The sequence below is a fragment of the Bacillus sp. P4_E1 genome, assembly GCF_056401715.1.
This window is the reverse complement of the sequence record NZ_JBFUIV010000005.1, coordinates 63,704-77,506: the sequence shown is the minus strand read 5'-3', so window position 1 is coordinate 77,506 and position 13,803 is coordinate 63,704. Positions and strand designations below refer to the sequence as shown.

The following is a 13,803-nucleotide window of genomic DNA, read 5'->3' as shown; positions in this document are numbered from 1 at the left end:
TTATTCAATAACGGATGAAAATCTCAACTTGCGCGTCCAAAAAATTAGCAATACATACAAACGTTTATTAAATTACATTAAATATATTATTAAGAAAATTATGTTAAAATAAATCAGAAGGCTACATTTAAATTAAAGGGGATATATCATGAATTTACACATTACGAAAGAAATCAATACCGCCGCTAAAAACTATATAAACAATCAGCTTTATGAATATAATTTAAAGCACTTTCCATCTGATTTAAGAGACAGATACTTAGAGATTCATTTATTTCTTAAAGATGAAAATGGTAAAATATGCGGGGGAATATTAGGTGAAGTCTGTTGGAATTGGTTAGAGATTCACTCTTTTATCATCGATGAAGATATACGTGCATTAGGGTATGGAACTAAACTGTTATTAGAAGTAGAAAAAATCGCTTTAGAAAGAAATTGTGATTTTATAAAAGTTGACACTTTAAGCTTTCAAGCATTAGATTTCTATAAAAAATATGGTTATAAAGAGTATGGTATCCTCGATAACGTAGGAAGAGATTATAAACACTACTATTTGAAAAAGGATTTATAAATAATAAAAAACGCTCAGAGAATGTTCTCCGAGCGTTTTCAACTGCTAATAATAAATATCTCTTTATGTTATGCAGTTTTATGATACTCTTTTTTTTCCGCCACTTTAGAAAATCTCGGGAAACCAATTAATATAGAAATGATTCCACATACTCCAACTAAAATTGGATAAAATGCATATGGTAACAATTCGACCGGAGATAACGCAGCAAATCCTGCCGCTGTTAACATTTGAGCACCATATGGGATTAACCCCTGTACACAGCAAGAGAAAAGATCCAGTACACTCGCTGATTTACGGGGATCAATTTCATACTGATCCGCAATATTTTTCGCAAGCGGACCTGTAAAAATGATAGAAATTGTATTATTTGCTGTACACATATTCGTCATACTCACTAAGCCAGCAATACCAAACTCTGCTCCTTTTTTCGAACGAATATTACGTGTTAAAAGATTCATTAAATATTGAATGCCACCATTATATTGGATAAGTTCAACCATACCACCGATTAATATAGCAAGTAGTACTAGCTCCATCATACCGCCCATTCCAGTCGTTACACTTTTAAAGAAACTCTCTAACGTGTAACTTCCATCTATAAGGCCGATAGCACCTGATAATATTGTTCCACCAGTTAACACAATAAGTACATTCCAGCCAAGTAGTGCTGTAATAAGTACTCCTGCATACGGTAAAATCTTTATCCAGTCAAAACTATGGGCTTTAACTTGTGTATCACTTCCTAAAGTAATTATTACTAATAGTACAATTGTAATAATAGCGGCTGGTAATACAATTAAAAAGTTCGTTTTAAACTTATCTTTCATTTCTGTTCCTTGTGAACGAACAGCAGCAATTGTCGTATCTGAAATAAATGATAAATTATCACCAAACATCGCTCCGCCCACAACAGTAGCCATCGCAAGTGCTATTGAGATATCAGTTTGCCCACTAATACCTACAGCAATCGGTGCTAGTGCTGCAATTGTTCCCATTGAAGTTCCCATCGCTAATGAAATAAATGCCCCTATAACAAAAATTCCAGCAACGATAAATCCTGGTGGCAAAATAGATAACGCTAAGTTAACAGTGGAATCAACTCCGCCCATTCCTTTTGCTGTTTCAGAAAACGCCCCTGCAAGTACAAAAATTAATACCATAATCATAATATCAGGGTTTCCTGCACCTTTAGCAAATCGTTCTACTTTCACATTAAAGCTTTCCTTACGATTCATCACTAAAGCAATTCCTACGGCAATTGAAATTGCTACAAGTATCGGCAATTTATAGAAATCACCTGTAATAATTCCAGAACCAATAAATAGCGCCAAAAATATTCCAAGTGGTAATAACGCTAAACCATTTCCTCTCGTTTCTTTCAAAGTATCATCTCTCCCTAGTTTTCAACCTTTTCTAATGAACAACAAAAGACCTCTTCCGATGAGAAGAGGTCTTATACATCTATAAGAAACACTCTTCTCATCTTTCAAGCACATGCTTGCTGGATTTGGCACAGCACTCTGAAATCGAGTCCGCTGCCGAGGCATCGTAGGGCCAGTCCCTCCGCCTCTCTTTATAAGAAGGTTTCATATTTATTTTTTAATAATAATTTCTTTCCTAACTTTACTCGCTTACAAAACAAAAGTCAATTATTTTTTGTATAGATTTTTTTGGTAATTATACAAAAATATGAATAAACCAATCATTTTAACTTTTCGATTTCTTTATCCAATATTGAGATCCAATAAAATTTTCTATTTTTTATCGTCGCGATAATCCATTTTGTTGTATTCCATGCTAACTCATATTCTTCTTTTGTAACATCACCAATTTTATAGGCATCCTCTAACTCGTCTTCATCCAGTACATAGATCTCACCGTTCGGTAACAATACTACATCTAAATATAAATCATCAAAATAAGGTAAACCACGCTCGTCTATTTTATATTCTTTCGTCACGTCGATATAATATTGTACTAATTGTTTTTGATTGTCTAACATAGCTGTAATTGCAAAGTTTTCCCCGTTTATAAAATATTGCATCCATGTATACCCATCACCTGCAATGCAAAGCTGTTTACCATTGTATTCTTTATAACTAGGTTCTCTCACTTTTTTTATGTCCAGTATTCCTAACATTCCATCCTCTACTTGCTTAACCCTATAATCCTTCTCTATTAGTCGCTTCCACGAAGAACCGTCACCATATTTACGTTTCATTACGTCCGCTCCTCTTCTATATATAGAAAAGCCCCCACATATTATGTGAGAGCTTGTTCATATTATAATTAAGCTGCTTGACCCTTTTCAGATATCTCTTTTAAATAGGCTTGTCCTTTTTCAGCGTCATATTGACCTTCCCACTTAGACATAACTACAGCCGCTAAAGAGTTACCTACAACGTTAACTGCTGTACGAGCCATATCAAGAATACGGTCAATACCTGCAATAAACGCTAAACCTTCAGCTGGAATACCTACTGTACCAAGTGTTGCTAATAATACAACGAATGATACGCCCGGTACACCCGCGATACCTTTTGATGTAACCATTAATACAAGTAATAACGTAATTTGTTGTGTAATGGATAATTCAATACCGTACATTTGCGCTAAGAAAATTGCCGCAATTGCTTGATATAAAGTTGATCCATCTAAGTTAAATGAATAACCTGTTGGAATAACGAAAGATGTAATTGCTTTCGGACAACCGAATTTCTCCATTTTCTCCATAATTTTCGGTAAAACCGTTTCTGAACTTGCTGTAGAATACGCTAAGATCAGCTCGTCTTTTAAAATCTTAAAGAATTGGAAAATGTTTATTCCAAATATTTTCGCTGTAAGTCCTAATACAACTACAACGAAGAAGATCATTGCTCCGTATACTACAATGAGTAATTTCCCTAATGGAATTAATGAAGCTAATCCGAATGTAGAAACTGTAACACCAATTAATGCGAATACACCAAATGGTGCAAACTTCATAACTTGGTTCGTTACATAAAACATTGCATCTGCTACACCTTGGAAAAATTGTAGAACTGGTTTACCACGCTCACCAATTGCTGCTACACCTAAACCAAATAATACCGAGAAGAAGATAATAGCAAGCATATCACCTTCAGCTAATGATTTCATAATGTTCGTCGGAACAATATTTACAAACGTATCCGCGAACGAATGACTTTGTACTTGCTCTGTCGTATGTGTATATTTAGAAATATCTGTTTTTGTTAACTTATCCATATCAACGCCTTTTCCAGGTTGGAAAATGTTTGCTATTAATAAACCAACAACAATTGCAAGTGTTGTAATAATTTCAAAGTAAATAATTGTTTTTCCGCCTAGTCGACCTAACTTTTTAATATCGCCAACACCAGCAACCCCAACAACAATACTCGCTACAACAATCGGTACAACAATCATCTTAATTAATCGGATGAAAATATCACCAATTGGTTGTAAGTACTTCACCACTTCCTGATTGCCAAAGAAAATCGCCCCAACTGTAATACCAAGCGCAAGTCCTATTAAAATTTGCCATGCAAGTCCTATTCTTTTCATACTTGTGGTAACCCCCTCTTCGATGTGTCACTCTATCTCTCATTCTATCTCTATAAAACTTGAAATTAAGAGTATTACATATTATTCGACAATTCACTACATTTTGTCCCTGTTGAAAATCATAAATCAAAATTTAAAATCTGACAACAAAATAAGTTTGCACGAATGCAAATAATTTTCTTGACAAAAACAAACTCCATGTCAGAAAACCTCACATGAAATCGATTCCTTACTAGTGATTGATAGGTTTTTAAAATACTGTTTCATTATGGAAAACTCCATCATTTCCCATGTTTTTTTTAAAAATATAGAAATTGATATCTTTTTCTATACATTCAAGAATTTTAACTTTATGACAAACACTACGAAAAGATACTAAATTCCGACAAAACTTAGCAAAATTATAAAATTTTCTTTACATTATGATTACAACGATAGACACTCTTCTTCTTATGATATATAACATTCATAGGGAAAGGAGCAAGACAACCATGAAAAAGAAATTTGCAGCATTTAGTGTTTTAGCAGCTGGAACGATTTTCGTTTCCCCGTTACTTTCACCCGTATACGCTGAAACGAATGAGAATAAATTATCTAATATTCAATCCGAATTAGAAGGCAAACAAAATGACTTACAAAATAAATCAGCTGAGAAAGAACAAATAGAAAAAGAAATCCAGGAATTACAAAAGAAAATCGACGAATTAACTACTTCTATTAATAAAAACGAAGCTGAATTAAACGATACAAAAAAAGAAATTAGCAACACACAGCAAGTTATTACTGAAAAAAAGAAACATATAGAGCAATTACAAACGAACATAGATACACGGCAGGAAGTTATTAAACAACGACTACAATCTATGCAAGAAAAGCCTCGTACGAGTATCATTACAGAAGTAATAACAAGTTCTGCAAATATTGCCGATCTTGTTGATAATATGTATTCTGTAAGTTTAATTTTAAATAACGATACAGATATTGTGAAAAAACAAACAAGCGATCAAAATGCTGTGACGACAGAAAAAGAAGCTGTTGAGAAAAAAGAGCAACAATTGAAAGAATCCGAGCAAAAATTAGTACAAAAACAACAAGAGTTACAAAGTAATCAGCAACAGCAACAAACTTTTATTAACGATCTACATACGAAAGTAGCAAAAGTAGATTCAGAGATTGAAGGGTTAGAAGAATCAAAAGGCATTTTAGAAAACCAGCGTCAAGCTGTTCAAAAAGCAATTGAAGAAGAAAAACGTGCAGAAGAAGCGCGTAAAGCTGAAGAGGCACGTAAGGCTGAGGAAGCAAAAAAACAAGCCGCCGCTTCTGCTAAAGAAAGCACACAATCCGCACCAACACCGCAAGATACGAACAAAGGTGGATTTATTAAACCTGCCGCTGGATCGAAAACTTCAGGATTTGGTACACGTTCTTTAGATAACCATAAAGGAATCGATATCGCAGCTTCAGGAACAGTGCCAATTATTGCCGCTGCAGATGGCGTCGTTATCCGTTCAGAATTATCATCTAGTTACGGAAATGTTGTATACTTATCTCACCGTATAAACGGAAAAACATATACAACTGTATATGCACATATGAGTAGCCGTTCTGTATCTAATGGACAAACTGTAAAACAAGGCACTCAACTTGGCTTTATGGGGAACACTGGCCAATCATACGGACAACATTTACACTTCGAACTTCACCTTGGGGAATGGAATGTTGGTAAGACAAACGCAGTTGATCCGTCTCCTTATATCGGATTATAAAAAACTCGGTGCATACCGAGTTTTTTTTACTACTTCACACTTTTTAGGCGTTTTACATAAACTACAACTAAATGCCTATATTTTGCGGGGTGATAAATATGAATACACAATTACAAGAAGAAATAGAAGAAGCTAGAGAAACATACATTGGCCGGCTATTTACATTCGGCGGCTCAGCGTTATTTTTAATTGGATCATTTATCGCAGTTGTCACAGCTTATAAAGCATATAATCGCTTATTAAATACTGCTACAACATAATAAAAAGACGGAGAAATCTCCGTCTTTTTATTATGCAAACATTTTAAATACGCCTATCGCATTTAAAAATACGATAATTACAGTTACCGGAATAACATAACGAAGTAAGAAGAACCAAATGTTAAATAATGTTTTCCCTTTCGTTTCCGTAACTTCTAATTCTTTCATTAATAACTCTTTACTCATTTTATTTGGTACGAATAGCGAAATGGCTAGCACTCCGAGTGGCAGTAATACATTACTTACCGAAAAATCGACGAAATCAAAGAATGTCTTACCAAATATTTTTACATCACTCATAATTCCAAACGATAACGCTGATGGAATTCCAACTGCAAAAATAAGAATACCAATTAATAACGAAGCTGACGGACGCTTCTTCTCATTATCTTTCGCAACAGATGCTACTACAATTTCAAGCATTGAAATCGCAGATGTTAAAGTCGCAAAGAAGAATAAAACTAAAAACATAATGAAGAAAAATTGTCCAAATGGAATTTTTGCAAAGACAGCAGGAAGAACGATAAACAGTAGCCCTGGTCCTTCTGTCGGTTTAACTCCTAATGCGAAAATCGCCGGAAAAATCGCTAATCCTGCAAGTACTGTAATAAATACAGTTAAACTTACAATAGATGTTGCTGATTTAGCTAAATGCTCTTCTTTCTTTAAATACGAACTATACGTTACCATTACCGAGGCACCTACCGTTAGTGAGAAGAACGATTGCCCCATCGCATATAAAATAGTATCTGCTGTAAGCTTTGAAAAATCTGGTTTTAAGAAGAACTCTACCCCAGCCATAGCACCATCAAGTGTTAACGCACGAATAATGATAGCAATAAATAAAATGAATAATAGCGGCATCATGTACTTACTTGCTTTTTCTATGCCTTTTTCCACACCTTTACTAACAACAAAAATGGTACAAAGCATAAAGATGAATTGCGCCCCAATCGCACTTACTGGATTTGAAATTGTTTCAGCAAACAATTGTCCATAATCAACTACTCCGTTCCAGAAACTACCTGTGACACTATAGTATAAATAAAGTAAAATCCATCCACCTACAACACTATAAAAAGATAGTACGCTAAAACAAGTAACAACCCCCATACGACCAATCCAAGGATATAACTTGCTATTCGGTACTAATACTTTATAAGCTGTAACGGCCTCTTTTTGAGTACTACGGCCAATAACAAATTCAGCTAAAAGAAGAGGCATACCAATAAATAAAGTTAATAGTAAGAATACAAGGAAGAATGCGCCTCCCCCACCATTACCTGCAACATATGGAAACTTCCATATTGCACCAAGACCTACTGCGGCTCCGGCTGCTGCGAGTACAAAGCCAATTTTCGACGTCCATTGCTGTGTTTCTTTCATCATAAATTCTCCTTTTCTGAATATTATAACTTTTATCAATTATACACTTTCATTTCATACTCGCACACCTCCTTTAGAAAATAAAAAAGTCCCCTACACGCAAATATGCATGTAGAGGACGATATATGTAATAGAATACCGTGGTACCACCTCAATTGGATCAATAAATCCCACTTGTTCAGGTACAGGAAAATTCCGATACCCTATCCTTTTAACGGCGGAACCCGGGTTGCCTACTGCAATGTTCAGCATACCTCTCGCAAGCCCATTCTGTATATTTTATCGTACCGGGCTCACACCTTACCCCAGCTCTCTGAACGCATCAAATATACGTACTCTTCTTGCTCATCGATTTCATCTTTTGAAGTTACTTGTGATTATAAATTATATTTTTATATTTGTAAAGCACAATTCGCTCACTATCCTATATAAATTCCCCTCTCTAATTCTTGTAAAAAAAGCTCTCTTTTTTGTTCACTTTGAACATATATCGACTTTAATACTTCTTGTAACAATATATTTTTTTGCCTTTTCTCTACTTGTAATTCTTTCACTTTTAGTCTAACTTCATATAAAAAATCAAGATACGATTCATACTTCTCATCATATTTATTTGCGATATCATCACGAATTTTTTTTGCAAGTTTCGGACTTGCCCCTCCAGTAGAAACAGCTACATTAAGCAATCCACGATGAATTGCCGCCGGAAAATGAACATTTCCACTTTCCGGATTCGTAATAACATTTACCAATTGATTCACTGCGGCATCTTCAGCAATTTGTTCATTTAGTACCGAATTACTAGTCGCTGCAACTACTAAAAAAGCATCTTTAATATCACTTTTCTCATACTCTCTTTGATACCAACGAATTTGCTTTTCTTCTACAAGTTTCACTAAATTTGCATCTAATTCTGTACTTACTACAACAATATCCGCACCTTGTTTTAGTAAAGGAATAATTTTAAACCCCGCTACTTTCCCTCCACCAATGACAACAACACGTTTCTTATCAACTCGCACTGTAAGTGGATACATATTGATCTCCCTTCAATATTTCCTCTGTTTTCTGAATTAACATCTCTCGAAACGCTACATTCTTTCCTAAATAGGGACTTATTTTTATCTCTTCCGACTCATATTGACGCACTTCTTTCTCAACATGTTTCATGAGTAAGCCTGTAAATAATAAGTAAGGTAACACAACAATGTTCCGTTCTTTTTGTTCTACAATTTCTTTCAACCTCTCATCAAACTTCGGCTCCGCGGCTGCTAAATAACAAACTTCCACCTCTTTAATGTTCTCTTCTTTTTGAAATAAAGAAGAAATCCACTTTATGTCTTGTAAAGTTTCCGGATCACTACTCCCTCTTGCAACGAGCAAAAGTGTTACTTCTTCTTTATAGTCTTTAATACCACTTCCGTTATATACCGCTTTTACAAGCACTTCTGATACACCAAATGGATTACCATACACTATTTTGATATCCGGATATTCCTCGTTTAACTTTCGTAATTCAAACGGAATATCTTTCTTTACATGTCCTGCCGCTAATAAAAAAACAGGAATAGCGACAATCTCTGTAGCACCACGCTTCACACATGTACGAAATCCTTCTTCAATAGAAGGATTCGCTAGCTCTAAAAAACAAATTTCTTGAATATTTGCCTCTACACGGTTCATACATGACGTAATAAATGCAACCGCTTCTTCTTTTGCTGCTTTCAAACGGCTTCCATGACATATATATATAACAGCCTTCATTTTACAATACTCCGCTTACTTGATATGCATTTTCCGTTTGTTTCTCAAACCAATGTATCTTTTCTCTAAAACGGACAACTTCTCCAATAACAATCATACTTGGATTTTGAATTCGTTCTTTTTTGGCAACATCTACAATTGTTCCTAACGTCGCTGTAACAGTACGTTGCATAGATGTCGTTCCCCACTCAATGATAGCGGCAGGTGTACTTTGATCTTTTCCATGTTTTATTAGTTGTTCACATATGTAAGGTAAATTACTAACCCCCATATAGACCGCTAATGTATCTACACCTTTCGCTAAACTTTCCCACTTCACTTCCTCTTCAGCCCCTTCTTTCCGGTGCCCTGTCACAACAGCAAAACTTGCACTTGCATCGCGATGCGTTACTGGAATTCCAGCATAAGCAGGAGCAGCTATACCAGCTGAAATACCAGGAATAATTTCAAATGGGATACTTTGCTTCGCTAACGCTTCAGCTTCTTCTCCACCTCTTCCAAATACAAATGGATCTCCGCCCTTAAGTCTCGTTACAACTTTTCCTTTTTTCGCATATTTAATAAGAAATGTGTTAATTGTCTCTTGCTTCATCATGTGATAATTTGGAAGTTTCCCGCAATAAATTAAATCCGCTTCAGGCTTTGCATGAGAAAGCAATTCTTTATTTACGAGACGGTCGTACAATATAACATCAGCCTTCTCGATGCATCTCAACCCTTTAACAGTAATTAAATCCGGATCACCAGGACCCGCCCCGACGATATAAACCTTCCCCATAATCTCTCCTCATTTCTACTATAAAATGAAACTTCCACTCTTAATCACGAATGGAAGTTACTATTATTTCGTATTACATGTTCTCTACTCATGAATAACAAATGCCGCCCCTTTTCGAATCTTCTTTTTTTCAAACAAAGAAATCTCTTTCACTTCTGGTAACGGTAAAAAATGTTTTTCAAGCTCAATTTCCGCAAGCTTAAATGCCTGTTCTTCACTCTGAGCAACGACAACAATTGGAACAATACTATTTACTAATACAGCTTCAAATCGATATAAGTCCATATTGCCCCTCCTAAGATGCTATTACTTCTTCTAATACACGATTTAGTACAATTTGTAATTCTTCCACTCCAACACGTCCTACGAAATCATAAAACGTTTCGGCTAGTAATTTATTCTTTTGGAAATAACTTAAAAAGGACACGAGAACATCCGGCAAATCTTCTCCATCTATTTTCCCTTTTAACTTTTCGTTATATGCTCCTCCGTCTAATAGTGTTCCGCCCACATATATTTCAAACGCCTCAACGATTCCCTTTTCCTTCGTTTTCAGTTTTATCCCTTGCAAACCAATATCAGCAATTTGACGTTGACCACATGAGTTCGGGCATCCTACCATATGAATTCGAACTGGAACATCGAGTGCAATTTGTGTATCTAAGTACTCTGCGATTTTGCGTAATCTTTCTTTCGTTTCTACTAACGCAAGATTGCAATACTCAATGCCAGTACATGAAACCGCATGACCGATAAACGATTTCGGATTTGCTGAAATTGCTTCAAACAACGGTTCACTTAATAATCCTGCAACATTTTCTGGCGGAACATTCGGAATAATGAAGTTTTGCGAGTTACAAGTTCGAATTTGCCCGTTTCCATATTTCTTTGCAATTCTTGCAATCTCAAACATTTCCTTTGCGTGTAAACGCCCTACTGGTACATTAAAGCCGACATACTTTAATCCTGCTTGTTTTTGATCTTGAACGCCATAAAAGTATCCTGCATTCCAGCCTTTGAGAGCACTTTCCCCTTTACTTTGCAATGGGCCTGTATACTCTATTAGTTTCTCTTTAAATTTCTCCGCACCCCAGTCAGCAACAAGAAATTTCAAACGTGCTAAATGACGCTTTTCACGATATCCAAAATCACGGAATATAGTAGCAATTGCAATTGCTATCCCCTTCACTTCTTCTGGTAAAACGAATACATCTAATTCTTCCGCTAAGTACGGACGAGCTGATAAGCCTCCCCCTACTTTTATATGAAAACCAATTTTTTTCTCACCATCTATTTCTTTCGTAGCGGGTGTAAATGCCACACAGTTAATCTCTGCATTTGCTGAATTATAAATGTTAGAACTAATAGACATTTTGAATTTACGTGGTAGATTAGAAAACTCTTCATTATGTTGGAAGTAATCGTATATTTCTTTAACAATCGATGTTGTATCAAATAGTTCATTCGCATCAATTCCAGCAAGTGGATTACCTGTAATATTACGCGTAATATCACCACATGCCCCTGCTGAAGATAAACCAACTCTCGCTAATCTTTTAAAAATATCCGGAATTTGCCCAATTTCTAACCAATGAAACTGAATCGCCTGTCTTGTCGTAATATCTAACACATCACGCCCATAATCTTCAGCGATAGAAGCAAGTGCTTCTGCCTGTGCATTTGTAATAATTCCAGAAGGAATGTTGACACGCATCATAAAATAGCCCGCTTCTTTCGGTCTTTGCAAATACAATCCCGCCCATTTAAAAGCGTCCCACTCTTCTTTCGGAATAGATTCAAATCCATTCTCCGCATAGTAAGGAATATCATTAAAGATTTCTAATCCGTCTTTCTCTAATTTCTTTTTCTCTGTTTGATTTAATTTTTCATTATTAGCCCACACTTTTTCATAACTCATCTTTTATCCCCCTATATGAAACTACGCTCTTGCAAGTACTTCACAATTTGCTCTGCACATTCTTCAATAGAATCCTTGTGCGTTTCTACAATTAATTCTGCTTGTTTTGGTTCCTCATACGGTGAATCAACACCAGTAAACTCTTTAATATCACCTTGTCTCGCTTTTTTGTATAACCCTTTTGGATCACGTTTTTCACACTCTTCAATTGGACATTTTACAAACACTTCTATAAACTCATCTGCCGCTAATAAATCCCTAACTTGTTTTCGATCTACTTGAAATGGTGAAATAAACGCTGTAAGGACAACAGTACCTTGATCTACAAATAGCTTCGCCACTTCGCCAATACGTCTTATATTTTCCATACGATCACTTTCAGAAAAACCTAAGTCTTTATTTAAACCGTGCCGAATGTTATCCCCATCTAGCACATAATTTCCGATATTCTTTTCAAATAGTTTACGAGCAACCGCATTCGCTACTGTAGATTTGCCCGAAGCTGATAAACCAGTAAACCAAACTACAAAACTGTGATGCCCATTCTTCACTCTTCTCTCATCTTTTGAAACAGAAGCTGTATGCCAAGTAATATTCGTATCCATCTCATTCTCTCCCTATTCTGTTACTACTTCTTTTTTCAAACCTTTAATTAGCACTTCCACTACTTCTTTACGACTAAATGTACTTGGCGGAATCTCACCATTTCTTAACATTTCTCGTACTTTCGTACCCGATAAGATGACACGGTCTTCTTTTCCATGCGGACATGTTTTCGTTGAAGCCATTGCTTCACATTTCGTGCAGTAAAAACTATGTTCAAAAAATAACGGCGTAATCCCTAACTCTTCTACTGTAAAATTCGTAAAGATTTCCTGCGCTTCATATGTTCCGTAATAGTCCCCTACCCCAGCATGATCACGCCCTACAATAAAGTGGGTACAACCAAAGTTCTTTCTTACTAGTGCATGAAATATCGCTTCCCTTGGTCCTGCGTAACGCATTGCTGCAGGAAATACACCTAAAAAGACACGATCTTTCGGATAATAGTTTTGAAGTAATACTTCATAGCTTTCCATCCTTACATCAGCAGGAATATCATCTGACTTCGTTTCCCCAACGAGCGGATTTAAAAAGAGACCATCTACAATTTCAAGGGCAGATTTTTGAATATACTCATGGGCACGATGTACTGGGTTTCTCGTTTGAAATCCAACTACTGTTTTCCAACCGCGTTTTTTAAATTCTTCTCTCGTTTCAATTGGATCTAAATGATAAGAAGGAAACGGATTATTTCCAAAGCGTTTTGTAAGAATAATAGCTCCTCCAACGTAAACGTTTGGTCGTTCATATAATTTTTTCACACCTGGATGTGCTTCATCCGTCGTTTTATATACAAGTAACGCTTCTTTTTCTTTATCTGGTACAAAAATATCTTCTATTTGAATAACACCATATACATTTCCTGCGTTGACAAGTTTTACTTCCTCTCCAGCCTGCAGTTTCTCGGCTACTTCTTCTGTTACCGGTAGTGTAATCGGTATACTCCATACGCTACCATTTGCTAAACGCAGCGTTTCTACTACTGAATCATAATCTCTCTTCCCTAAAAATCCTGTAAGAGGGCTATATCCTCCTGTCGCCAAAAGTTCTAAATCACTAAGTGCAATTTTGTCTATCTCGATTTCCTTTACAATGTTCGATATTTCATATGTTTCATCAATGCGGTTTACTAATTCATTTGTTGTACTCATCTTCTTATATCCCTTCTTAGCTTTATTTCAAAATCTATC

General features: G+C 35.8%; 14 protein-coding genes, 1 riboswitch and 1 other annotated feature. Of the genes, 3 read left to right on the top strand and 11 right to left on the bottom strand.

Translation table 11 applies throughout. The annotated features are described in order from the left end of the window. Positions 1-148 precede the first annotated feature (148 nt). The gene (locus AC1DS7_RS08840; protein WP_002011677.1) at positions 149-571 is read left to right on the top strand and encodes a GNAT family N-acetyltransferase; all 423 of its coding nucleotides are present in this window, start codon (positions 149-151) and stop codon (positions 569-571) included. Positions 572-639: 68 nt separating this feature from the next. On the opposite strand, the gene AC1DS7_RS08835 is transcribed toward AC1DS7_RS08840, so the two are convergent. The 3 genes from AC1DS7_RS08835 to gltP all read right to left on the bottom strand — a co-directional run bounded on the left by AC1DS7_RS08835 (position 640) and on the right by gltP (position 4,138). Next, positions 640-1,956 carry a Na+/H+ antiporter NhaC family protein gene (locus AC1DS7_RS08835; protein ID WP_033709769.1) on the bottom strand — a complete coding sequence of 439 codons (1,317 nt, stop codon included), beginning with the start codon at positions 1,954-1,956 and terminating at the stop codon, positions 640-642. A gap of 94 nt (positions 1,957-2,050) precedes the next feature. Then, positions 2,051-2,156: riboswitch (SAM riboswitch) on the bottom strand. Between the two features lie 120 nt (positions 2,157-2,276). Beyond that, positions 2,277-2,795, bottom strand: coding sequence for a ribonuclease FAU-1 family protein (locus AC1DS7_RS08830; RefSeq protein WP_002030693.1), 519 nt, complete (start codon positions 2,793-2,795; stop codon positions 2,277-2,279). 68 nt (positions 2,796-2,863) lie between these two features. Further along, positions 2,864-4,138 (bottom strand): glutamate/aspartate:proton symporter GltP, encoded by a 1,275-nt coding sequence (gltP, locus tag AC1DS7_RS08825; protein ID WP_002011680.1) that lies wholly within the window; start codon positions 4,136-4,138, stop codon positions 2,864-2,866. Between the two features lie 491 nt (positions 4,139-4,629). On the opposite strand from gltP, the gene AC1DS7_RS08820 reads away from it, so the two are divergent. Together AC1DS7_RS08820 and AC1DS7_RS08815 are read left to right on the top strand one after the other, a co-directional pair. Continuing rightward, positions 4,630-5,904, top strand: a complete 1,275-nt coding sequence (locus AC1DS7_RS08820; RefSeq protein WP_002030690.1) for a murein hydrolase activator EnvC family protein — start codon at positions 4,630-4,632, stop codon at positions 5,902-5,904. 98 nt (positions 5,905-6,002) lie between these two features. Continuing rightward, positions 6,003-6,164 carry a hypothetical protein gene (locus AC1DS7_RS08815; RefSeq protein WP_002188935.1) on the top strand — a complete coding sequence of 54 codons (162 nt, stop codon included), beginning with the start codon at positions 6,003-6,005 and terminating at the stop codon, positions 6,162-6,164. A 30-nt stretch (positions 6,165-6,194) separates the two neighbouring features. Here AC1DS7_RS08815 and AC1DS7_RS08810 read toward each other — a convergent pair whose 3' ends face one another. From AC1DS7_RS08810 to sat, 8 genes are all read right to left on the bottom strand, one after another. After that, the gene (locus tag AC1DS7_RS08810) at positions 6,195-7,550 is read right to left on the bottom strand and encodes a sodium-dependent transporter (protein ID WP_002140989.1); all 1,356 of its coding nucleotides are present in this window, start codon (positions 7,548-7,550) and stop codon (positions 6,195-6,197) included. A gap of 111 nt (positions 7,551-7,661) precedes the next feature. Further along, positions 7,662-7,908: a binding site (T-box leader), on the bottom strand. 61 nt (positions 7,909-7,969) lie between these two features. After that, on the bottom strand, positions 7,970-8,587 hold the full coding sequence (locus AC1DS7_RS08805) for an NAD(P)-binding protein (RefSeq protein WP_002140988.1): 618 nt from the start codon (positions 8,585-8,587) through the stop codon (positions 7,970-7,972). Then, positions 8,562-9,314, bottom strand: a complete 753-nt coding sequence (locus tag AC1DS7_RS08800; RefSeq protein WP_002030685.1) for a sirohydrochlorin chelatase — start codon at positions 9,312-9,314, stop codon at positions 8,562-8,564. The genes AC1DS7_RS08805 and AC1DS7_RS08800 overlap by 26 nt, the downstream gene beginning before the upstream one ends. Before the next feature lies 1 nt (position 9,315). Then, entirely contained in the window at positions 9,316-10,092 is a 777-nt protein-coding gene (gene cobA, locus AC1DS7_RS08795; RefSeq protein WP_016119895.1) for a uroporphyrinogen-III C-methyltransferase, read from the bottom strand. Between the two features lie 84 nt (positions 10,093-10,176). Further along, positions 10,177-10,377, bottom strand: a complete 201-nt coding sequence (locus AC1DS7_RS08790) for a DUF3906 family protein (protein ID WP_000366913.1) — start codon at positions 10,375-10,377, stop codon at positions 10,177-10,179. Positions 10,378-10,387: 10 nt separating this feature from the next. Further along, a complete protein-coding gene (locus AC1DS7_RS08785; protein WP_016119894.1) occupies positions 10,388-12,010 on the bottom strand; it encodes a nitrite/sulfite reductase in 1,623 nt (540 codons plus the stop codon). An 11-nt stretch (positions 12,011-12,021) separates the two neighbouring features. After that, positions 12,022-12,615 carry an adenylyl-sulfate kinase gene (gene cysC / locus AC1DS7_RS08780; protein WP_016119893.1) on the bottom strand — a complete coding sequence of 198 codons (594 nt, stop codon included), beginning with the start codon at positions 12,613-12,615 and terminating at the stop codon, positions 12,022-12,024. A 12-nt stretch (positions 12,616-12,627) separates the two neighbouring features. Continuing rightward, positions 12,628-13,764 carry a sulfate adenylyltransferase gene (gene sat, locus AC1DS7_RS08775; RefSeq protein ID WP_002011693.1) on the bottom strand — a complete coding sequence of 379 codons (1,137 nt, stop codon included), beginning with the start codon at positions 13,762-13,764 and terminating at the stop codon, positions 12,628-12,630. Positions 13,765-13,803: the final 39 nt, after the last annotated feature.